A 20,998-nucleotide genomic window follows, 5' to 3' on the forward strand; every position below is an offset into this window, starting at 1 on the left:
GGACTACCTCACTCGAGGGCCGATCCGATCGCTGCGCGCATCAGCTGAGGCGCGAGGGGTACCGAGGACACCAGACCGGTTGCGGCCAGGTCCTCGGCTCTTTCGTCGGCAGACTCTCCGCGGAGTACGGCGGCGAACTGGTCGGCGGTGCGCCCGCTGCCCGCGACGGCGAGGACGCGCCGGCGAGCCTTGAGGCTCTTCGCGACGTCCACGTACGCGATCTGGCCGCCGTTGACCAAGACGGTCACCGAGGGCGCAGATCCGGCAATCGCTGTTGCGGTGTGGGCGATCCAGGATGCCTCAGCGCCCCACTCGTCACCGGGCACGACGACGAAGTGGGTGTGGTGGCGCTCCAGCTCAGCCGTGTCGTTCGTGGCCTGCCCGCCGGGCCAACGAACGGTGCCTTTGGCAACGACACCGACAAGGGGGAAGGTCGCGGACCGGCGGACCCGTTCCTCGCCGATGAGGCGCATGACACCGGCGTCAGTGCCCCCGTCGACAGCGACCGCTTGGCGCGCTTCGAGGACCGGTATGAGGCCGTCGGCAATCGATGGCCGCAGCTGGTCGAGGTCGGCGGGGGACAGGCCGCCAGCACCGCCGACGAGGACGACGACGGGGCGGGTCCGGGGGAGTCCGAGCGCGGTGAGGCCGGCGCGAAGCTCGTCCGGCTCGCGAACCTCTACGCCGATTGCCTCGGAGCCGAGAACCTTCCAGGTATCCATGCCGGAGTCTAACGGCGGACTCATGGGCCATCGATCCACTGGTCAACGAGTCGCTGCATGACGAAGGTGTACGGGATGCCGCCGTGCGACTGGCCGTCCGGACCGGACCAGCGGTTTCCTGACCGGTTCTCGTAGAGCCACTCGGTCGGGTCCGCCAGATCGAGCCGCAGGTCAGGATCGAGGATCGTGGACCGGAAGAGGTAGGTCTCGACGCCACGCAGCAGCGGTGCCTCATTGGATGTCGCAAGCGATGGGCTCAAGAGGACCGCGAAGGACGGCTGGGCAATCTGGAGCAAGTCGGTGGTGACGGGATGGCGGAACCTCCGCTCGCGTTCTGCCTCCTCGATTAGACCGACTTCCCGTCCTGCCGGATCGCGGTACGACACAGCGCCTCGAAGTACGAGTGGCTGCAATTCCTCGCGTGCCGCCGGCTCCGGGCGCACCGTCTCCATGACGATCAACGGTGGAGCCACCGACCGTCCTTCAGCCGCCGGGGTCTGCGCGTAGCCGAGCGCTGCAGTTGCCAGGATCAACGCGACATCGTCGTCTACCGGAACGATCAGCGTGCCTCGGGCCGCGAACACCGCACGCGCCAGAGCAAGAATCGCCTCGTGCCGCAGGGCAGGCGACTCACCGTCAAGGGACGGCTCCGGCGGGGGCGAGTCCGCGATGAGCAGCACCCGTAGGCCAGGCGGAGGCTCCTTCGCTGCACGTGACGCGGGTACGTCGGACATCGGACCATCGGAGTGGGAACGAGGATCCACCCAGTCGTCCGCGAACAGCCCGCTCACCGGAGACCACCTTTCGCAATCTCGGCGGCCGCGCGGTCCATCTCGCCCTCGTCGACCTCGGCGATGCCGGTGGCAGTGCCCAGCCAGCCCAGGTCGCGGCGACGGCTGGCGCGGATTGGGGACGGGTGGACGACGACGGGCTTGGCGCCAGCACCGGCGCTCTCGTGGGCCAGGCGGAAGCGATGCAGATCAGCGGGTCGAGGGTGCACGGCGATCCGGTAGTCGTGGCCAAGAGCCGTCACCCGGAATCCGGCGGCCACCGACCGGATGTCTTTGGCGGCGATCGCGGTTTGTCGGAGGGACTGCCAGACCGAGTCGAGCAGATTGTCGCGTTTGGCCCGCAGCTGTGCCCGATGCTGCTCGATCAGGAACCCCCCCAGCTCCTCGTCGCTGAGAATCGCCTGCTTCCGCGTCCGGGGATCGACAGCGCCGAACTTGTCCGGTCCGTCCGGGATCGCAACCAGCCCAAGCCGCCGCGTCACCGCGGTCGCGACCTCGTGCTTCACCCAGCTCGACTGCACCGCGGCCGGGGTCTCGATCACGACCACCATCGCCTTGTCGATCAGCTCGTCCTCGATTCGCTCGACGAAGTCAACACCCGGCTGCAACCGGAATCGATCGAGGAAGACGTCGAACCGCCGAGCTGTCAGCAACAACGCGACCCGCTCCGCCGACGCCGTACCGTCGCAGTGCGAGTAGCTGATGAAGATCCGCCGCTCCTCAGCGCCCAGCGCGACCACATCGACAAGGTCGGCCGCCACTTCGCGAACGTCGACCTCCCAGCTCGGCGCATGCTGGTGGGTCAAACCCGTCGGCAGCACGACATCCGGGTCAGCGTCCTCCTGGAACACCCCCAGGGCCTCGAACCCACGTTGCTGCCACCGGTCGACCAAGTGCTCCAGCTCGGCCGTCGGCGGAGCACCGCCACCGACGACCAGCAGTAGGTTGCGCACGGACTCTTCCTCCGTCGCCCAGCACCCGAGCTTCCCGGGGCCGTCGCAGCCGCCGAAGCCAGCCGGCGCCAAGCTGCCCAGCTCGGCCACTATCGCGTTGACGAGCAAGGCCCTGTCGGTGTCGCTCGGGGCATCCGAGACGACCCGCAAGCGAACCGGCTGCACCAGCGCGGAAGCCGCCAGTCCGTAGCATTGCTGGTTGCCAACAGCAACCGATTCCGACTGGACGATGATCGTGTACGCCGTGGGATCCATGTCCCGTCACTCCCCGAGGAATCCTTCGAAATGCCGTCGATCGACGTCTCGCGCCAACCGCATCCCGACCCGCTGCAACGCGCCGATGTGCGCGATCGAGTCGAGCCGTTGGACTTGCTCCGGCCGCACGTCGGGCAGGCCGAGGCGGTCCAGTCCGCGCCTGGTGAGCTCTGCGTTGTACCGGACGTAAGTGAAGAGCCGCTCCTTCAACGGACCCGTCTGGCTTCGGAGATCGCCGATCTCGCTGTCGATCGATGCGCCGTACCGGCAGCGGCCGAAGACCCGGCACAGCATGTCCTGCTCGTTCAGCGCCGCGCTCATCAGCGCCGCCGGCACCGACGATGCGTTGAACAGCAGGTTCATGTCGCCGGGCTGCAGCCGATCGTCGGCCTTCGGGCTGGTCCCAGTCCCGACCGACACGACCAGCAACTGATCCTCACCCGCCGGCCAACCCAGCTTGTAGTGCTCCAGCGTCGCCATCAAGAAGAGCTGGAACGCCGGGTTGTTGTACATCGTCAGGCCACCGTCGACGAACACGAAATCGTGCTCGCCCACCGACACGGCCTCGGCCGGGAAGAACGTCGGCGCCGCTGTACTCGCCCGGACCAGCTTCCACAACGGCAGCCGGAGGTTGCTGTCCGGACGGCTGTCCGCGTTGTACTTCGCCCGCGGGTTGTTGCTCAGCGGCCACGGCGAGTCGGTCGTCGCGTTCCGCAGTACCATCATCAGCAACGATTTGATCGCCGGGTCGCCCAACGTGACCGCCGGCCCGAAGATGCCTTTGAGTAGGTCTGCCAGCCGGGTGCTGTCGTACTTGTACTTGAACCGCTTGATCAGCGACGCTCGGTCGAACATTTCCGCCCCGTGGGTCGCGTACAGGTCCCGCAACTCGTCGACCCGCATGCCGCGGGCCAGGCCGGCAGCGATGATCGCACCCGTACTCGTGCCCGCGATGTAGTCGAAGTAGTCCGCCAGCACGAAGTCGTCGCCGGCTGCCAGCTCACGCTTCAGCAGAAGCTCGATCTCTGCCAGTACTTCGAGCGTCAGCACTCCCCGGATGCCGCCGCCGTCCAGAGCCAGCAACTTCCGCGGCCCCGGCCCGTCCAGCCGATCCCGATACCCCACGACTACCCCCGCACCAAAGCCACACTCCGGCCCCCCGGCCTCGAACACTTCGCCCTCACCGTAGCGATGTTCACCCTCCGCGACCAGTGGTCGAACCGAACAGGTCTGCCGCGAGCCGGGCTTCAAACGTTTCATCAACAGAGCATTCCCTCACCGGCTGTAACAGAGGGCCCGGACGTTTCGATGTAGACCAACAAGACGACCAGCCTCCGCGCCGAAACCGATGAGCCGGGGGAGTCGACACTTGGGGGAGAAATGCGCGCAGCTGAGCTGTGCCGCGGTGGTGCACGTTGGTGGCGGGTCGGCCGCTGCCTTGTTGTCACAGTGGCCCTTGGCATGCCCGGTGCCTGTTCAACGCCTTCTACTGGCGTCAACGGCCTGAGCCCGGCAACGAATTTCCAAGCCTCGTTCACTCTCGTTACCAGGTCCGATCGGCTTGCCGTCCTCACCGGGGACCGGTTGGTCCCCGTCCGCGACAAGCAGCGCTTCGGCGCTGGGATAGGTCACAGGGTCACCGGTGTCGCGGTTGGCAACGATGCCATAGCGGTTGTCGATGGTGCCTGGCTCGGGGTGATCCGGCCGGACGGTTCCGCGAACGTGGTCGCCTGCGCGCGCTGCACTTCGGTCGCGGCGGCCGGCCACGATCTGGTAGTACTCCGTTCGTCGCTTGCCGACGAGTTGGCGTTCGAACTTGTCCGGTTCAGCCAAGCGCTGGAGCAGCGCAGTGTCGTCACCGCCAGGCAGGTGACCGAACGGACCGCGCCGGACGCTGAGGCCCCGGAGGGCGCCCAACTGATGGCGGCGAACGCGACGACGGCCTGGGTCGCCTACACCGATCGGTTCGGCTTTGTCCGCGGAGGATCCCGAACGATTGCGGCGTACGCAGGCGACGGAAGTTTGGTCGCAACGACGAGGGTCTTGGGAACGATCTACCATTCCGACGTGTCCGCCGATGGTCGTTACCTCGCGGTCGCCGACGGAGGTTCAGGTGGCGTGTGCGTCACCGACTCGGCCTTGGACGTCATCGATTTGACCACGATGGGGAGCCTCGACACGGCACCGCGGGTCCCGGTGCGGGCACTGCTGGCGGCGGCGCCCGACGACGTGCCGTCGCTGCTGTTCACCACCGATGATCTGTTGTGGCAAGGGTCCGTCGCCGTCGCGGTCGGCATCAGTTCACGCGGCGATGAGAACAGCAGCCGCCCCGGCGGCCGCTGCGGCGGCCAGGGCTGGGCTCGCAAGTACGACACGAAGACCCAGACATACACCGACGTAAAGGTCGGACGGCACGCCGGCATACCGATCGGTCCGACGTGTCAGGGCGGCTGGCACTCGAGCGGCGACGGCATCTCGATGACCTCCGCCTCGGGTGCCGTGCACCAGGTCGACGCATTGGTCTACGCGGCTCCGCTACCGCCGCAGTGCAAGGTTGAGCGATGACCGCGCCTGCGGAGGGCGTGCAGACCACGGGGTACGACGCGTTCGTGTCGTACCGCTCCGGATCGTCCGGCCGGCAGGCACGACAGCTGAGTCGTGCGCTCTTCAACCTCGGCAAGCGGCATCTGAACGATCGCAACCTGAATGTCTTCCTCGATGCGAACCGCTTGGTCGCCGGCGCGCTGGACGCCAACATCAAACGGGCGCTCAAGGCGAGCCGCGCGTTGGTCGTCGTACTGGATGCTTCGACGAAAAGATCAACGTGGGTGGCCGAGGAGATCGAGTACTGGCTGGCGAACGGGGGATCTTCCGATCGGCTGTTCCTGGTCCGGACCGACCCTGAGCTGGACCTGTCATGGAACAAGGACGCGAAGGGGTTCGCAAGTCCGGAGCAGTTGCCCGCACCGCTGCGTTCCCTGTTCGGCACCGAGCAGAAGTACTTCGACATTCTGCGCCCGAGGTCGGTCGACGAGAGCAGCCTCGTCGGCCTCTACTCGGCAGTGATGGAGGTGGACCCGGAAGCCCTGCTTCTCGAGGAGTCCCAGTACCAGCGGAAGCGCCGCCGCAGATCTACGGCGATCATCGCCGTACTGGCGATCATGCTCGTTCTCGCCGCAGGTGCCGGCATCACTGCTCTGCAGCAATCGCGTCGCTCGCAGCAGGCTGCCAGAATGGCGCAGGCCGAGGCAGCGGCCTCGGGCGCTCTTCTGACCCTGCCGCATTCCTACCCGGAGGCCATAGACCAGGCGCTGGCGGCCTCTGCGCTGGGCAATAGCCAGAGTGTGCGTTCGGCTCTGATCGCGGTGGCCAGCGGCAGCGGGGCGCTGCGGCGGACCATCGACTGGTCACAGGTCGGGACCGGTCTGCCGGCAACCGGCATCGCGTTCAGCGCCGACGGGACGCGCCTGCTCGCCTGGGGTCCGGCCAAGGATGCGAGTCGGTCTCACTTGTCAGCGTGGTCGGTGGTCAGCGGGGAGAAAGTGGTGGACACCGACGTCGCCGCAGCCGGGCTGAGCGACGTCCGTGAGGTTGGTGCCGTGGGTTATGTCGCCTGTGCCGGCGGGAGTCCGGTCCTGCTGGACCGTCGTACTTACGCTGTTTCCTCGCTTCTCGGCCCTGCTGTCGACGGCGACCAAATCGGGGGATGCGCGACCCTCGCCTTTGCGGGGAGTGCTGGCTCGAGTCGGCGGTGAAGCGACGGAGACCAGCCCGGCGGTGGCGTTCGTGTCGTACGCCGGTCGGCGCGCGAGCTTTCCAGGGGCCATTCTTGGCCGTTTCAACGCGGACAGCTGGTCCGCTCCGTTGCTCACTTCGACCGGCCTGACGCTGGTGAGCGCGCGCGGTCAGGCAAAGGTCAATTTGCCCACGGAGTTCGAGGTACAGCTCGTGACCGCTTCGGGGACAGTTCTGGTGCGTGCGGCTGGGAGTTGGTATCGGATCCAGCACGACAGTGGCGGGACGTCTGCGCTCACGACCAGGCTCGACGTCCCGAGCGGCGCCCGCGCAGTGACGCTCTATTCGGACGATCGGATGAAAGCCGACTACACATGGATCACGGGATCCGGCGAGGTGGGCTCGGCCACTAGTCCCGAGACAGTGAGGCTGACCGACGATCAGCCCCGCTCTGCCCGGCAGCACACATTTGCTTCGGAGATCCTGCCTTCGGGACCGTCCGGGCTCTTCGCGAGTGTAGGGGGCACGGCGTACCGACTCAGCCCGCCACAGCACGGCGGAGGTTGGGAGACGCGCAAGCTGAACGTCGACCTGGGCGTCGCCACGGACGATGGGCAGTCGCCAGTCGCGACCTACTGCGACTTGGGTGAGGCGATCGGCCTGAGGAGCTCGCAATGGGTGCTTGACCCGGTCGACGCTCCGGCGAGCGTGCAGGAATCAATCGGGCCGGACGCGCGACTGGACAACTGCACCCTCATCGACCCAGGACCTCCGCTGACCGTGGATGGCGTGCGGATCACGGACGGCGCGGGGGACGGCGAAGTGGCCGTCTCGGGAGGTACGCCAGGCGGTGTCGCACTGCTCAGGCCGGGCATGGTGATCCAGCTGTTCGCGACCGGTGGCCGAGTCGAGAACGTCTGGCGAAACTCGGTGAACAGGGTTGCGGTGACCGCCCTCGGCGAACGCGCGGTGGTTCAGGCGGGTCAACAGATCGTCAGCCTGAGCGGCAGGGGTGCGCAGGATGTGCTGGCAGAGGTGGACGATCCCGTCCAAGTGGCGTCCCCGGACGGAATGGAGGCGATCGCGGGCGAGGAGTACGACATCCGCGAATCGCCGCTGACGTTCGCGGGTCGTGGCCGGTTCGACACCGTCCATCAGGACTGTGTCAGTGCCCTGAAGCTGCCGGAGTACATCCCAGGACCGAACTTCGCGAATTCTGTCTCCGACGCCGAGAAGCAGTTGCCGGTGGCATTCTGGGACGACGAGTGGATCGATTGCCGCAGCGGCGCGGAGGTCACCCGCGGCGATCTGAAGATCGAGCAGTACGAGATCGGCGAGCAGAACGGACGCATCGTCTGGAGCCGCGAACAAGGAGGCCGCACCGTGCATCATGCGACCACCTGGATCCGCGGTCAGGACGGACCACCGCGAACCATCGATCTCCCGGCCATCGCCGGCTCGTCAGGTGCAACAGAGCGCGCCTCCTTCGACAACTCTGGGAACCGTCTGCTGATCAGCGACACCGAGTCGCCGGTCATCCGGTCCTTCACCTGGTCGGACGGGAGGTGGTCACCAGGCGCCGTGTTGCAGGCAGCCATCGGCAACGTCCAGGCAACAGCTTGGAGCCGCGATACCTCCCTCGTCATCGCGGCCGGGAAGAACGGCGGCTTCGAGCTGTACGACTTCGCCACCGGCCGACGCCTGATAACACAGGTGGGCAGCGCCGGCGAGGCAGAAGCCTCACTACCGGAACGGGTCAAGGTCACCGAGTCCGACGGATTCCTGCGCGCCCAGATCGAAGGCTCAAGAACCTCCACCCTGGAGATTCCAATTGGAATCGATCGACTCCGCGAAGTCCTCTGCGTAGTCCACCACGCGAAGGCCTGCTCGGCGGCGGGCCGGTAAAATGCATACCAACTCGGAACGCTCAAGCGGGCGTACCGGGATGGCAGAGCTTGGAGAGCCGGACAACGGATCTTAGCTGGAGATGGGCTACTGAGCAGGACCTCGTCCCCGGCACGTCCTTTCTGCGGCTCGGATCATCGATCTCAAGCTAGGCACTTGAGATTGCGCATCAGCCGACCTCGTTGCACTCGAGGACGCGCCACAGAGTGACTCGCCAGTCAAGTCCGCCTCGTGGACTAGCTGAGTCTACGAGTTTGCGGTGGTTTCCGCGCTGGTGAGATCAAGACTCCGGATGCCAGCAAGATCTCGGTCCAAGCCTGATCTCGATCCGCGGCTGTGGTCATCACCTTGCGTTCGCGGCCATCTCCGGTGGCGCCACCCACGTCGCTGGAGAAGAAGCCATCGTGGCCTGCGCATCGGCGATGAGGACGCCCCGTGCTTCGGTCGGATGGGAGTACCTCCGGGGGCGGATCACAGGATTTGTGCCAGTTGTCCGGGCCGACGGACGCACGCACCCTTGCGAACCCTGCTGGGCCGAGCGCATGATCGCTCCGTGGGAATGCTCCGTGTTTGCATATATGGAGGCACCGATCTCACCGGAATGCCTGCAGGATTCGTGGGATCTCTGGCTGAGGAAATCCTCATGTCGTTGCCCGCGGTAATCGTGACGGGCGGGTTCTTGCAACGTCTTGATCGTCCCGATGCGATCTCGACAGATTCGGCGGCGCTCGAGGGTGCCCGGCGCGCTGCGGATCGTCGGCGGGTGGACTTGCGAACGCTGTACGAGGCATGGGTTCCCGAGCGAAGGCTCGACGGCCGGCCGGATGTCGACGGCGTTACAAGGATGACCGAAGGTCTCGGCGTAACCGTGCGTGTCATCGCCGGGCGCACCGCCCTCGGCCGACGACTTTCGATGGTTGGGGGCGTCGACATCGTGGTCACCGTAGCAGGCAAAAGAAATACCGAGGTCGTGCTCGAGCAGGCCATCGATCTGGCCGTGCCTGCTCTGCCCATCCCTCACACGGGAGGCGACTCGAAGAAGGTGTACGAGAGGTACGGCGACCGGATCGAGGCTGCATTCGCACCTGGCGAGGTAAAGCGGTGTTTCGAGCTGTTGACGGCACGGGGTCTACAGGACCCTGCAGCTGTCAGGGCCGTCGTCGACGTCATCCGGTCGGCTCGTGTCGGTCGCTGCCTTGTTCTTCAGCCGTACCGTCAGCGTGATGACGAGCTCTACACAGCGGTGATCAGGCCGGCTATTGAGGAGCAGATGCAGGCCGTGCGTCTCAAGGATCTCGGCGGAAGCAATCAGATCTACTCGTCGTTCTTCGACGCAGTGGCCTACAGCACGACGATCGTTGCGGACATCACCGCCATGAACGACAATGTCATGTATGAGGTTGGGTACGCCCACGGTCGTGGGCTGCAACCGCTGCTCTACACGCTGGACTCATCACGCATCAGTAGCTTGCCGGTGTACCTCCGCACACTGAACGTTCACGCAGTGTCGGAGAAGAGGCTCGCAGGCCTCATCCGCGACCACTTGCGCGATGTCAAGCATCGCCGTGGCGATCTGATGTCCCCAACGCCTTCTCGCCAGGTTCGACGTGCGTCCGACCTGCCGCTACAGGACTGATTACGTCCCCGCTCAGGGCCCGATGCAAATGAGTAACCCGGAACATCCGGGATCGGACAGAGACGGCTTGCTACGCGTTCTCGACGAGGCCGGAGTGTCGATCGGACCCGTGGTCGTCTCGCAACTGGCGTCGGTTGAGGTCCGCTGCCTTGTGCCACTCGTTCGATCTCGAGCAGCACCACCGATGCTTTCCACGAACACTTGCCAATACCTCGCCGGAGAGCGCAATGTAAGCCGCCAAAGACAAGGTTCTTGGCGCGGACGCATTCAATGCACATGGCCACCGGCTACGGAGATGGCCCCGGCGTTCGGTTCGGTATCGCTGAGCGCCATCAGGGCGGCCTTCGGTCGTCCGCATCACAGGGGGAGCATCCGGTGCTGATTCTCGCTTCCGGGGCTTTGGTGGCTCTCGGGGTGGCGCACTTATTGATCGTGTTTGTATGTCGCCGGAGCAACCATCACCGCGTCAGGCTGCGACGTCGGGTGGTTCGGACCTCCGGTATGTCCTACGCACGGGATGACCAGGCAACTGCTCGAGTGAATCGTATCCAGGAAGTGCCGGACAGCGCCTCGGTCGCAACGCAGCGGAGGTCCGGCCCATCGTCCTGGGCGAACCAATCAGCTCGCGAACTCGCTCTGCAGGCCGGGCGCCGCAGATGAACAGCTGGAGTACGTCTCCGTCAATCATCCTGCAAGAGCCGATTGTGTCTGCAGCGGCAAGACCGCACCACCTCTCACGTCGACGTAGTCGCGTGGGACCAAGTGAAGGACTTCAAGCCAACGCTTCCATGATCGATTGCGCGTTTCCCCTTGTCGAGCTGCCTGCCATGATGAAGAAGTGGAGGGGAGGACGTGCGGGGCGTGCCAGAAGCTGTATGGCTCGACGGCCGTGTGGTCTGAGGCTCAGAACAGACGGCGGGAGTGGGTCGGGACGGTTCGAGTGCGGGTGCTCGGGGTCACGATTGCCGCGTCGGTGGCGGAGACCCTGAAACCGGGCTCTATGCCATGGGCGAGTCGACCTTCGGGAGCCGTCGGTCTCCCAACAAGCAGCTGGCCTGCAAAGCGAACAGAATCGTGCGGCAGCGGTGGAGGCGATACTAGAACAGGCAGCAGCACCGGTCGTGGTGATCGGAGCTACCGGCGACCAGCTTACGGATCAGGGTTGCCTGGGCGGGCGCATCGCGAACTTGATATCTCGGTCCAGAACGAGGCGTAGATGACCAGATGGATCGTGCCAACGAGGTTGCGGCAAGCGAGTGTGGGGAGTCTTCTGCGCTCCGAAGACTGCTCCGTTGTAGGACGGGGAGGTATCTGTGGTGCCTAAAGGTAACAAGACGAGACCATTTTCGATATTCCTCAACTATCGTCGCGACGAGGCGGCTGGGCACGCCGGACGACTCCGGGACGCTCTTCGTTCTGGTGTGGGAGATGAGAGCGGATTTTCGCCGGATCAGATTTTTATGGACATCGACACGCTCGAGCCGGGTGAAGAATTTCGCGACGCGATCCGCAGGGCAATTGGAGAGTGCAACGTCTTTCTCGCGATGATAGGGAGGCAATGGCTGAACCTCTCCGACGCTCAGGGTCGTCGCAGACTCGAGAACCCCGAGGACTTGGCCAGGATTGAGATCGAGACCGCACTCAAGTTGGAGGTGGCCGTCGTTCCGGTGCTCATACGTGGCGCTGGGATGCCGGCCGAGGAGGATCTGCCGGCATCGCTCGCCCGCCTCGCGGCCCTGAACGGGTTCGAGTTGAGTGATACTCGCTGGGACTATGACGCTGGGCAGCTGATGACATGGCTCAAGAAGCTCGAGGCTAGGCACGCTAAACATTCAGCGAAACCACGCAAGAAGAGCCCAATTGAAAAGGCTACCGAGGCGGCGATCGCCAATCAGATTTCAACGTTCACTAGTCGGCACAGGGTAGGCGAGGTTGTCGAAGGCAGGATGGGACTCTTCCTCCCGAAGCACGGCTATGTAGTAGTAGCGGGATCTGGCGGTGGTTTCCTTCCATCAGGAGCAGTCAACCCGACGCCGGCGATCACCGCTGATATGCCGGTCGACAGTCTTCACGAAAGGGTACGGCCACGCCTCGGGCCGGGCGCACTCGTCCGGGTTAAGATTGAAGAGATCAAGCCCCCGGTTCTTGGCTCGACTGGAATCACCGTCTCGTTCGTTTCGCTTATCGACGACTAGCCCGGATCTCCCATCTGTCCCTGGATGTCGGCAGCGCGGGCGGTGCCACGGGCGCGGGAGCCGGCGGCTGTCGTTGGAGCGCGCTGGCACGCGTGTCCAGCCTCGGATGGTCCGTAGGCTTTCGTACGACTGATCGGTCGTCCGCGCCTTCGTCGCGGATTTGAGCAGGGCCCACTTCAACTTCGCCGGATCGGTGGCCTGGACCAGAGCGGTCAGCATCCACTAAAGGGCCAGGACGGTATAGGCAACAGATCCGACGATCAGGGTCTTGAGAAGCCTCCGCAGGATGGGGTGGTGCCGCGAGTCGACGGCCTGCTTGAGCTGTCTCGTGATCCGGCTTCGCGCGTACCGCGGGCGCTTCATGAGCCTCGGGAGGCCGCCTGGCGCGTCGACGCGTTGAGGGTATGGCGGTGCCGGAGTTGGTCGGTGAAGATGCCTGGGCCCGCGACGGCTTCGCGATGTCGACCGCGAGGAGCACACTTCTTTTGGACAGGTCGAGCGCGCTGACCCGCTGACGGCGTACTTCAGTTGAGCTGCACGTATCGGTCACGACGGAGCCTCCTCTACTCAGACGGAGCTCTGGAGCGTCTGGCGAGATACACGGCACGGCTGCCGGGCCAGCGGCGCTCTCGCTGGCCTCGAAGTCCGCGCCATGGAGGGCGAGTGCGGGCAGGAGTTGCGGATCGCCGTACGCGGTCTCGACCCAGAGTGGGGTGAAGCGGTAGGCAGGTCTTCATGTTCCAAGTGCCCGACGCCGGGCAGGAGGAGGCCAGGCACGGTGGCGAGCCGACCGACGAGGTCGGTGCAAGGCTCTGCGACGGCGGCGAGGCGGGTGACGTCTGCCTGGTCGAAGACCTGCGCAGGTGCTCGCAACCTGCATAAGGGACCGATCGTGATGGGGCACTCGACCGGCGGCGCTTCCGCGCTTGCGAGTGAGCTGAACTGAAACCGTTGCGGGTCGGTCTCGGTCGGTTGCGTCTTGTGACGATTCGGTGCGGGTGCTTTCCTGATTGTGGGGTGCGGTGTGGGGTGGGCGGTGGGCCTGCGGTCGCCGCAGAGGACGATGGGCGATGGATCGAGTACGGCGTACCTGGTGGTGGAATCGGGATCGTACGAGGGGCAGCGGATCAACCTGACCGGCGCCCGGATGACGGTCGGGCGGCTGCCGAGCTGCGAGGTACGGTTCGACGACCCGTACCTGAGCCGGACGCATGCGGCGCTGTGGCAGCGGGGTGGTGCGGACTACGTCGAAGATCTGGGCTCGGTCGGCGGCACCTTCGTGAACGGTGAGGCGATCACGATGCCGCGGCGGCTGTACCCGGGGGACCGGATCGCGTTCGCGGACCTTCGGCTCCGCTACAGCCCCGGCGAGGGCGCGCCGGCCGCGGCACGCTACGACATCGGCGATCAGCGGGCGCACACGATCAACAACGTCGGGCGCGACCAGTACGTGCAGCATGTGATCCAGCAGCGCGAGAACTTCTTCCGCGAGATCGCCGCCACGAGGACGAAGGCCCGCGGGCTGATCTGGACCGGTGTAGTCGTGTTCCTGATCGGACTCGCCGTCGCCGCCTACGGCTGGTACACGTACGCCGGTCAGGTCCTGGGCCTCTCGTCCTTGTCCGAGATGCCCACGAAGGACGATTTCAGCGGATTCTTCGTGTTCGCGCTCGGGGGACTGATCAACCTGGTCGGCGTACTGCTGATCATCGCCGGGATCGTGCTGCACGTCGTCGCCACCGCGCGCCGCCGGCGAGTCGACCGGGAACTACCGCCACCCCAGTTCACGAGATGAGTCGCGATGACCTTCAACATCGGTAACCAGAACGCCGCCAACATCAACAACGTCGGCCGCGACCAGCACATCACCGGCGGTCAGACCGGCATCGTGGTGACGTCGGAGCAGGCCCTGCAGGCGCTGACCGAGTTGCGAGCGGGCGTCCAGGCCACGAGGCTGGAACCGGCGCACTCGGCCGCGGCGGAATCGGAACTCCGCGACATCGAAACCAGCTTTCGTCAACCTGAGCCAGACCGGACCCGCATCGCGCCCAGGCTCGAGCGCCTGACCCGCATCCTCCTCGCCACCGGCTCCCTCGCCTCGGCCAGCTCCGCCATCGTCCGCTCTATCGGCACACTCGCCCACTGGCTAGGAGCTCTCGGAGCACCAATCCTCGGCCTCCTCCCGGCCATGCTGTGAGGGCTCGGCCGCCAACACCAAACGGGCGTCACGCCGACAGGTCGCACCGAAGGTGATCGATGCTGGGGTGGTCGTTGAGGCGTTAATCGCAGGGACATGGCTGCTCCGTCGACGCAGATCGCGTCGGTAGTGCTGACCGCGACGTCGACGCGGGGGGAGTTCCCGCCGAGACTGTGCGGGTTCGGGAGTGTTACTGCTGTGGAGTGGGTTCGATCCTGATGAAGTCATCGCGGTTGAGGTCAACAACGTTGCGTTCGCGGTCGGTGAGGCGTAGGGACGTAGTCGGTTGTCCAGCGTCCTCTGTTACGACCATCAATGCGTCTTGATCCAGCATCTGTCCGCGGCCCACGGCGTACTCGACGCCTTGCATTTGGCGCCACGAGATGCCCATCGGAACGACTCGCAGTTGCGTGCTGACCGCGATCTGAGCTCTGAGGATCTTCAAGAGCCTAGAGTCAGCTGCAGGCGACGCGATGTGGACGGTCGTCTGTTCTGCGAACTCGGGATGGCGCGCGAGGAGCGGTTCGATTCGTATCTGTAGCCAGTTCGTTTTGGGATCGGCGGTCGCGGTGACCCTCCCGAGCGTAGCCGTGTCAATACTGGCGAGAGCCTCCTGCACGAAGGTCTGTGCGGTGCAGAGGTACGTTCCGTCGGCTGCGAAGAGTCGGGTGTCGAGATCGATTTGTGCTTCAGTTGACTCCTGACCTTCGCAGAGTACTTGCAGGTCAATTTCGCCGGTCCAACGGACCTCGCGTGCTTCGATTCGGAGTTGGAGGGCAGCAAGGGGACCTTCTGGTGGGACTGACTCGCCTGGTGTGACGGCTTCGATTCCCAGAAGGGCCGCACGTTCTTTGGCGCGCTTGGTGAAGCCGCTCGAAGAGACCAGGACCGTCTGGTTGACGGGCAGGCTGCTCTGCTTCTGGGCAACTTGCTCGACCCACTCAATGCCCTGGCAGCGTTTGTGATCGCGAGCCTCGATGCTGATGCTGAGATCCTGCCCGGCGACAGTGGCCGTGATGAGAACCTCGACCTCGCGCTGCTGTCCCGTGATGCGGTCGACGACCGCATGGCTGACTCCGTGACAACTGCATCAGTGCGATGTGCTTCTTGACGAAGTACACGACCGCCTGAAAATCGTTCGACCGAGCGGGCATATGGCGATGATAGGGACCCACAGGTTTCGCTGAAGGTGGCTCGACGCGGCGCCGCAATCGGTCGACTTCTGTGATGCGCATGGTGACGTTTGCGCCTTCGACCAGTGGTGGCGGCAGTGACCCGAGCAAAAGCCTAGGTCAGATTTGGCGATGATCTAGGCGTCGCTGAAGTGCTGACAGACATGTTGGCGTGCGGTCAAATCGTGCCCGAACGTGGAGTGGTAGATCGTCATAAGTGCTAAACGTCGGGCCCGCGAACATGCCGCGATACGCGTTGCAGATCGCTGAAGGTTGGCGGAGGGGTCGTATTGGGGTTGGGGCGAGTTCGGTCAGCGATGTAGCCGGTCCAGTCGCGTGCGGCGAGCTTGGCCCAGTCGGCAGCGTCGGCGTCGGTGATGCCGAGGAGTTCGGCCAGGACTGGGGCGGGCATTTGGCCGGCGAGCTGGAAGAGTGCGGCTTCGCGTGACTCGTGGGGTTTGATGCCGATGGCAACAAGTTGGGATCGGACGTTCTCGGTTTGGAGGTGTTGTCCTGGTTTGCCGCCGGGGAACAGCCAGCCGTGGTTGCGGAGGCGTAGAGGCTCTGGCCCCTGTGTTGCAGGTGGTCTCGGATGAGCTGGTCAACGACGGTCGGCATCTGGACCGGGATAGTGCTGAAGGTGACGTCGACGCGGCCGCCAGTGTTGCTGTCGGCGTCATGGTCGGTGAAGGTGACTTGGCTGGTGCGCATGGCGACGATGCGTGAGAGGGGCTGGGCGAACAGCAGGGTGAACAGGCCGCCGAGGCGGGTGTAGCTGCGCAGGGTGTGCTCGTGCAGCAGGCGTTCGACGTGCTGCCAGCGTTGTTCGTCGGAGATCGTGACTGCGGCATGCGGTTGGGAACGTAGGGGATGTGCAGTCGGGTGTTGATCCGGCTGCGGCGCAGCCAGGCGATGAAGGTGTATTCCGAGGCCAGGCTGATGGCGTGGCTGGTCTGGTAGTGCTCGAGGTGTTCTTGGGTGGCGGTGGCCGCCGTGGCGCCGTGTGCGTGGAGATACTCCAGGAATCGGATCGCTGCGGAGATGTGGTCGCGCGCGCCGTCGGTCATTGTCTTGGTGACGTCTCGTTGACGGGCGGCGTTGCGGAGGTGGCGCAGCACGTGCCAGTGGGCGAACCGCCGGACCAGGTCGGCCTGATCAGCTTGGTCAGGGGCGAGCAGGTCGAGTTTCTGGTCGAGCCAGGGCGGGATCCGTTCGATGCGTGGCTCGTAGGCGGGCAGCACGCCGAGTGAGGCGAGGAGTTCGCGCAGGTAGTTGTGGGCGCGGTCGCAGGGCAGTGTGCGGAAGGTGTCATGGCTGATGTCGAGTTCGCCACGGGCCATCTGGCCGAGCAGGCGGGGGCCGGTCCCGGGTTTCCTGCGCAGCCCACCAGATCCCGGTCTGGGGTCGCTCGGAGTTCACGATCTCGTCGAACACCGGCCGCAGCCGGGCATGGATCTGGCCGGCGCCGGGGTCGGTCAAGAGGTCGGTTAGCCGTTCGCGCAGGAAGCAGCGGGCGCAGCGGTTGGCGCCATAAGGGTGGTCTTCTTGGCCGCATTCGTGGCAGGCGAAGATCGACTCGGTGCCGGCGCGGACGCGCAGACGATCCAGTCGTCATCGCGGTCGTGTTCTCGGCCGGTGTGGTCGGTGCCGTGAGTGGACTGGTAGGCCAGTGGGCGGGTCGTGCCGCAGCCCGGGCAGGGCTTGGGGTGGTAGTGGCGCCGGCGGCGGCACATCTTGCAGATCCACGCGTGTGGCAGCCGGGTGAGGGTGTTGGGGGCGCCGCAGTCGAAGCACGAAGGCTCACTCATCTGCTGCTCGTTTGCTCGCTCGTTTATCGGTCGCCGGGACGGCGGACTCGTGCACGGATCGGTCGGAGGTCGCCGATTCCGGGCCCAGTTCCAGGTCCGGTCTCGCCCGCCGCGGATGCGGGACGGACCTGCTCGTGGCGCAGCTCGAGCAGATCGTTGGGGGTGCAGTCCAAGATGTCACACAGTGCCGCAAGCAGATCGACGTTGATCCGTTGCGGGGTCTTGGTGACGACCCGATGCACCATCTGGCGTGAGATTTCGACACCCCGTTGACGCAGCGGCTCCACCAGATCGGTCGTGGCGAACATGCCGTTCTCGGCCATCACCTGGCGCAGATTCCAGCCGATCACTGTCCGCGCGCCCATACTGTTGCTCTCGCTGCTTCCGTCGGTGTTGCCCTTGCTCGTGGTCATCGTTGCCCCCGGCCCCCGTCCGTTTTGTGGTCTTCGTTGCCGTGCTTGTTGGTGGTGTGTGTTCCGTAGACGCGTTGGAGCGCGGCCTGCAGGGTCTTGGTTTTGAAGTCGTTGGACACCGAGGTGTAGATCGCCGTGGTCGAGGCGTAGGAGTGCCCGACCTGCTCGGTCACGAACCGCCCCGGGTAGCCGAACTCGATCAGGTGGGTCACGTAGGAGTGCCGCAGGCAGTGCAACGTCAGGTCGCTCGGCAGCCCTGCCTGGGCGCGCAGCAATGCGAACCGTTTGTCGATCGTCTTGACCGACACGCGCTGGTTGCGTTCGGTCAGCCACAGTTCCTGCCGTGGCCCGGGACGAAGCAGTGGACGGGCCTGGTCGACCCATTGCCGCAGCCCGTCGACGGCCCAGTCGAACTCCGGGACCGCCAGCACGTGCGGCGTCTGGGCGCGCTGCCGCGGCTGGACTTGGCATAGCGGATATGCACCGCGCCGGAGGTTCCCCACCGCGGCATCCGCGGGTTCGGGCGCAGATCGGCGACATCGAGGAAGCACAACTCGCGTCGTCGCAGCCCGAACGCGTAGGCGGTCTTGACCATCTGCGCGTCCCGTAACGCCGCCAACGCGCCCTTGCGGCCCGACCCGGCAACGACCTCGACCCGGGAGTCCAGGAAGTCGAACAGCGTCTGCAACTCGTCGTAGGTGAACGGCCGGCGCTCGGGTCTGCCCTCGTAGTCGACAAGGTGCGCGGCGGTGTTGTAGTCATGGCAAACCTGCGACGGGACCGCCCCGAACCGCTCCTCGCACTGCCCGACCCAGCCATAGCGGCCGTCCAGCAAATAGTCGCAGAACAGCCGCAACGTCAGGTGATAACCCCGGATCGTCGACGGCGCCAACCGGTCGTCACCCGACATCAGACTGGCAGTGAAATCCTCCACGTCACCGGCCGTCCACGCCCACGGATGCGACCCGGCGAACTCGCTGAGTCGGCGAATCAGCGACAGCCTTGGCTCGATCGTCGCGTCGGCCAGCAGCCGCGACATCTGCTGCCTGGCCCACCCTGACAGCATCGCCTCGAACACCGCCGATGGCTCATCCAGATGCACCACACCAGGCGCAAGGACGAGATGGGCAGAGCCCGGAACTCTCACACAGACACCTCAAAGGCCGTCAACTTAGGTGAGACAATGACAACCAGAAGTTACCAGCACTGGATATCCATCCCCACATCCAGCGCACTCCGGCGCGCCGCGAAACCCTGGCAAAGGACTCGCCCTGTGCACTACCGGAATCGGTCAATTCTGAGTTGATTCGCGGCCTTTCCGCCTCAAGTGCCAGATGTGTAACGGCTTGCGACTTCATCGCTGCGGCGGTGGATGAGAATCGGCGTGCGCCGTTCGGCGACGTCGAGTCACACTGGTGCGGGTGAGCCCGTAGAAGTGTAAGGCGCGGGGTCTTCGGGCGCCGGTGGATTGTTGCTGCGAGCACGTGGGTCTGTGTCCTGGCAGAGGGCCCTCCGGGCGGCGCGTGGCCGCGGGTGTCGCGGGTCGGGTGTCGAGGCCGGAGGGAGTGCTCGATGGAGGTGTTGTTCGAGCGGGTGGCGGGCTTGGATGTGGGCAAGGCGTCGGTGACGGTTTGCGTGCGGGTTCCGGACAAGCGGCAGGGGGAGCCGTTTGTCGGTGACGCGGACGTTCAAGACCACGATCGGTCGCTGCGAGTGATGCGGGACTGGTTGGTCGAGTGCGGGGTGACGGTCGCGGCGATGGAGTCGACGTCGACGTGTTGGAAGCCGCCGTTCTATTGCCTTGAGGAGGTGATGGAGGTTTGGCTGCTGAACGCCGGGCACATGAAGGCGGTGCCCGGCCGCAAGACCGATGTGCGTGATGCCGAGTGGATCGCGCAGTTGCTTGAGCATGGGTTGTTGTCACCGTCGTTCGTTCCGCCGCCACCGATCCGGCGGCTGCGGATGCTGACGCGGTATCGGGTGCAGTTGATGGGCGACCGCACCCGCGAGGCGGTCCGGCTGGAGTTGATGCTGGAGGACGCGTCGATCAAGTTGTCGGCGGTCGCGTGGTCGGTGACCACGGTGTCTGCGCGGGTGACGTTGCGCGCGATGATCGACGGTGAGCGTGATGCGCGGGTGCTGGCTGAGATGGCCAAGGGCAAGATGCGTTCGAAGATCCCTGATCTTGCTCAGGCGCTCGAGGCACACTTCGACGACCACCACGCCCGGATGGCCGGCGCGATCTTGGATCGGCTCGAGTTGGTTGAGCACGCCCTGGCCGACCTGGACGTGGCAATTCGGGTTCAGTGTTTGCCGTGGGCGCACGAGATCGAGTTGTTGCAGACCATTCCTGGTGTTGGGGAGAAGGTCGCTCAGGTGATCGTCGCCGAAACCGGTGCGGACATGACCCGGTTCGGTTCGGCGGCCAAGCTCGCGGCCTGGGCCGGGGTCGCGCCCGGAGTCTATGAGTCGGCCGGTAAGCGCACCCCGGCCGGGAAGCGGCACGGGAACAAGTGGTTGACCGCGATGCTGGTCGACGCCGCCGGGTCGGTGAGCCGGATGCACGGCAAGAACTACCTCGCCGCGCAGCACGCCCGGTTGTCCAAACGTCGTGGTCCGGGGCGAGCGCAGATCGCTGTCGCCCACTCCATCCTCGTCGCGGCCTATCACATGCTCAGCAAGGACGAGCCCTACCCGCGATCTTGGCGCGGATTGGCTCGCGCGCCGCAACGACGAGGCCCACACTCGCCGGCTCGTCGCACAACTCGAGAGGCTCGGACACCCCGTCCAGCTCGACCCCGTCGCCTAGCTGCGATCACCGAAGAACGTGTCGGGCAAAGCCCGACGCGCTGACGCGCCTGCGCACCAGCAGATGATTCACGGGTGTGTGTCGGCGGTCGACCTCCATCGCTTCGCCAGAGAGGCGCGTGCGAGTCCATCAAGATGTCCCGGTTCGCCAGTGAGGGCCAGCGGCCCTCGCGTGTCGCGTGAGCGGGAATCTGGTCGGTCACGCTGGTCGTCCTGCGGGTGTGGTCCAAGGGCTGCCTACGAAGACGGGGCGGCGCCTCGCCCGGCTGGCCTGCTACGCGATTGTCGGTCGGACCGCCCGGCTCGCGAGACTGTTGAGCCGTTCGATTTGCGCACGGAGGGTTTGAACAGAATGCAGCCTCGACGACAACGATCGTGCAGCGGGCGTTGACTCTGTGTGAGAACAGA

General features: G+C 65.3%; 20 protein-coding genes. 11 read left to right on the forward strand and 9 right to left on the reverse strand.

Annotation, left to right across the window (positions count from 1 at the left end; genetic code table 11):
- Positions 1-8 precede the first annotated feature (8 nt).
- From ACWF0M_RS01455 to ACWF0M_RS01470, 4 genes are read right to left on the reverse strand one after another with little or no spacing between them, the layout of a single operon-like run.
- Positions 9-746, reverse strand: a complete 738-nt coding sequence (locus ACWF0M_RS01455) for a hypothetical protein (RefSeq protein WP_452233615.1) — start codon at positions 744-746, stop codon at positions 9-11.
- Positions 743-1,456, reverse strand: coding sequence for a hypothetical protein (locus ACWF0M_RS01460; RefSeq protein ID WP_452233616.1), 714 nt, complete (start codon positions 1,454-1,456; stop codon positions 743-745). Before ACWF0M_RS01460 ends, ACWF0M_RS01455 begins: the two co-directional genes overlap by 4 nt.
- 53 nt (positions 1,457-1,509) lie before the next feature.
- Complete coding sequence (locus ACWF0M_RS01465) at positions 1,510-2,721, reverse strand: toll/interleukin-1 receptor domain-containing protein (protein WP_452233617.1); 1,212 nt, start codon at positions 2,719-2,721, stop codon at positions 1,510-1,512.
- 6 nt (positions 2,722-2,727) lie between these two features.
- Entirely contained in the window at positions 2,728-3,846 is a 1,119-nt protein-coding gene (locus ACWF0M_RS01470; protein ID WP_452233618.1) for a patatin-like phospholipase family protein, read from the reverse strand.
- Between the two features lie 570 nt (positions 3,847-4,416).
- Here ACWF0M_RS01470 and ACWF0M_RS01475 point away from each other — a divergent pair.
- The 8 genes from ACWF0M_RS01475 (at position 4,417) to ACWF0M_RS01510 (ending at position 14,389) form a co-directional block, all read left to right on the forward strand.
- Positions 4,417-5,286 carry a hypothetical protein gene (locus tag ACWF0M_RS01475; protein ID WP_452233619.1) on the forward strand — a complete coding sequence of 290 codons (870 nt, stop codon included), beginning with the start codon at positions 4,417-4,419 and terminating at the stop codon, positions 5,284-5,286.
- Complete coding sequence (locus ACWF0M_RS01480; protein ID WP_452233620.1) at positions 5,283-6,476, forward strand: TIR domain-containing protein; 1,194 nt, start codon at positions 5,283-5,285, stop codon at positions 6,474-6,476. Before ACWF0M_RS01475 ends, ACWF0M_RS01480 begins: the two co-directional genes overlap by 4 nt.
- 658 nt (positions 6,477-7,134) lie before the next feature.
- On the forward strand, positions 7,135-8,361 hold the full coding sequence (locus ACWF0M_RS01485; protein ID WP_452233621.1) for a hypothetical protein: 1,227 nt from the start codon (positions 7,135-7,137) through the stop codon (positions 8,359-8,361).
- Between the two features lie 553 nt (positions 8,362-8,914).
- Complete coding sequence (locus tag ACWF0M_RS01490) at positions 8,915-9,997, forward strand: hypothetical protein (RefSeq protein WP_452233622.1); 1,083 nt, start codon at positions 8,915-8,917, stop codon at positions 9,995-9,997.
- Between the two features lie 1,460 nt (positions 9,998-11,457).
- Positions 11,458-12,192 carry a hypothetical protein gene (locus ACWF0M_RS01495; protein ID WP_452233623.1) on the forward strand — a complete coding sequence of 245 codons (735 nt, stop codon included), beginning with the start codon at positions 11,458-11,460 and terminating at the stop codon, positions 12,190-12,192.
- Positions 12,193-12,927: 735 nt separating this feature from the next.
- Positions 12,928-13,074 (forward strand): hypothetical protein, encoded by a 147-nt coding sequence (locus tag ACWF0M_RS01500; RefSeq protein WP_452233624.1) that lies wholly within the window; start codon positions 12,928-12,930, stop codon positions 13,072-13,074.
- A gap of 181 nt (positions 13,075-13,255) precedes the next feature.
- On the forward strand, positions 13,256-13,987 hold the full coding sequence (locus ACWF0M_RS01505; protein ID WP_452233625.1) for an FHA domain-containing protein: 732 nt from the start codon (positions 13,256-13,258) through the stop codon (positions 13,985-13,987).
- Between the two features lie 6 nt (positions 13,988-13,993).
- Complete coding sequence (locus ACWF0M_RS01510) at positions 13,994-14,389, forward strand: hypothetical protein (protein ID WP_452233626.1); 396 nt, start codon at positions 13,994-13,996, stop codon at positions 14,387-14,389.
- Between the two features lie 190 nt (positions 14,390-14,579).
- Here ACWF0M_RS01510 and ACWF0M_RS01515 read toward each other — a convergent pair whose 3' ends face one another.
- Positions 14,580-15,008: a hypothetical protein gene (locus ACWF0M_RS01515; protein ID WP_452233627.1), complete on the reverse strand. Its 429-nt coding sequence runs from the start codon at positions 15,006-15,008 to the stop codon at positions 14,580-14,582.
- A 1,126-nt stretch (positions 15,009-16,134) separates the two neighbouring features.
- Here ACWF0M_RS01515 and ACWF0M_RS01520 point away from each other — a divergent pair.
- A complete protein-coding gene (locus ACWF0M_RS01520; RefSeq protein ID WP_452233628.1) occupies positions 16,135-16,287 on the forward strand; it encodes a hypothetical protein in 153 nt (50 codons plus the stop codon).
- A 233-nt stretch (positions 16,288-16,520) separates the two neighbouring features.
- Positions 16,521-16,811, forward strand: a complete 291-nt coding sequence (locus ACWF0M_RS01525; RefSeq protein ID WP_452233629.1) for a hypothetical protein — start codon at positions 16,521-16,523, stop codon at positions 16,809-16,811.
- A 237-nt stretch (positions 16,812-17,048) separates the two neighbouring features.
- On the opposite strand, the gene ACWF0M_RS01530 is transcribed toward ACWF0M_RS01525, so the two are convergent.
- The 4 genes from ACWF0M_RS01530 to ACWF0M_RS01545 are packed head-to-tail and all read right to left on the reverse strand — an operon-like array spanning position 17,049 to position 18,929.
- The gene (locus ACWF0M_RS01530; RefSeq protein ID WP_452233630.1) at positions 17,049-17,369 is read right to left on the reverse strand and encodes a hypothetical protein; all 321 of its coding nucleotides are present in this window, start codon (positions 17,367-17,369) and stop codon (positions 17,049-17,051) included.
- A 23-nt stretch (positions 17,370-17,392) separates the two neighbouring features.
- Positions 17,393-17,782 carry a helix-turn-helix domain-containing protein gene (locus ACWF0M_RS01535; RefSeq protein WP_452233631.1) on the reverse strand — a complete coding sequence of 130 codons (390 nt, stop codon included), beginning with the start codon at positions 17,780-17,782 and terminating at the stop codon, positions 17,393-17,395.
- Positions 17,779-18,213 (reverse strand): tyrosine-type recombinase/integrase, encoded by a 435-nt coding sequence (locus ACWF0M_RS01540; RefSeq protein WP_452233632.1) that lies wholly within the window; start codon positions 18,211-18,213, stop codon positions 17,779-17,781. Before ACWF0M_RS01540 ends, ACWF0M_RS01535 begins: the two co-directional genes overlap by 4 nt.
- Complete coding sequence (locus ACWF0M_RS01545) at positions 18,108-18,929, reverse strand: hypothetical protein (protein ID WP_452233633.1); 822 nt, start codon at positions 18,927-18,929, stop codon at positions 18,108-18,110. Before ACWF0M_RS01545 ends, ACWF0M_RS01540 begins: the two co-directional genes overlap by 106 nt.
- Before the next feature lie 425 nt (positions 18,930-19,354).
- Here ACWF0M_RS01545 and ACWF0M_RS01550 point away from each other — a divergent pair, with 425 nt between their 5' ends.
- Complete coding sequence (locus ACWF0M_RS01550; RefSeq protein WP_452233634.1) at positions 19,355-20,635, forward strand: IS110 family transposase; 1,281 nt, start codon at positions 19,355-19,357, stop codon at positions 20,633-20,635.
- Positions 20,636-20,998 lie beyond the last annotated feature (363 nt).

The sequence above is a fragment of the Kribbella sp. NPDC055110 genome (assembly GCF_053607525.1).

What these genes read in the sequence shown, in the direction of transcription:
- ACWF0M_RS01455 (WP_452233615.1), bottom strand. Translation starts at nt 746, where the DNA reads ATGAGTCCGCCGTTAGACTCCGGCATGGATACCTGGAAGGTTCTCGGC.
- ACWF0M_RS01460 (WP_452233616.1), bottom strand. Translation starts at nt 1,456, where the DNA reads ATGTCCGACGTACCCGCGTCACGTGCAGCGAAGGAGCCTCCGCCTGGC.
- ACWF0M_RS01465 (WP_452233617.1), bottom strand. Translation starts at nt 2,721, where the DNA reads ATGGATCCCACGGCGTACACGATCATCGTCCAGTCGGAATCGGTTGCT.
- ACWF0M_RS01480 (WP_452233620.1), top strand. Translation starts at nt 5,283, where the DNA reads ATGACCGCGCCTGCGGAGGGCGTGCAGACCACGGGGTACGACGCGTTC.
- ACWF0M_RS01495 (WP_452233623.1), top strand. Translation starts at nt 11,458, where the DNA reads ATGGACATCGACACGCTCGAGCCGGGTGAAGAATTTCGCGACGCGATC.
- ACWF0M_RS01500 (WP_452233624.1), top strand. Translation starts at nt 12,928, where the DNA reads ATGTTCCAAGTGCCCGACGCCGGGCAGGAGGAGGCCAGGCACGGTGGC.
- ACWF0M_RS01505 (WP_452233625.1), top strand. Translation starts at nt 13,256, where the DNA reads ATGGGCGATGGATCGAGTACGGCGTACCTGGTGGTGGAATCGGGATCG.
- ACWF0M_RS01510 (WP_452233626.1), top strand. Translation starts at nt 13,994, where the DNA reads ATGACCTTCAACATCGGTAACCAGAACGCCGCCAACATCAACAACGTC.
- ACWF0M_RS01530 (WP_452233630.1), bottom strand. Translation starts at nt 17,369, where the DNA reads ATGAGTGAGCCTTCGTGCTTCGACTGCGGCGCCCCCAACACCCTCACC.
- ACWF0M_RS01535 (WP_452233631.1), bottom strand. Translation starts at nt 17,782, where the DNA reads ATGACCACGAGCAAGGGCAACACCGACGGAAGCAGCGAGAGCAACAGT.
- ACWF0M_RS01550 (WP_452233634.1), top strand. Translation starts at nt 19,355, where the DNA reads ATGGAGGTGTTGTTCGAGCGGGTGGCGGGCTTGGATGTGGGCAAGGCG.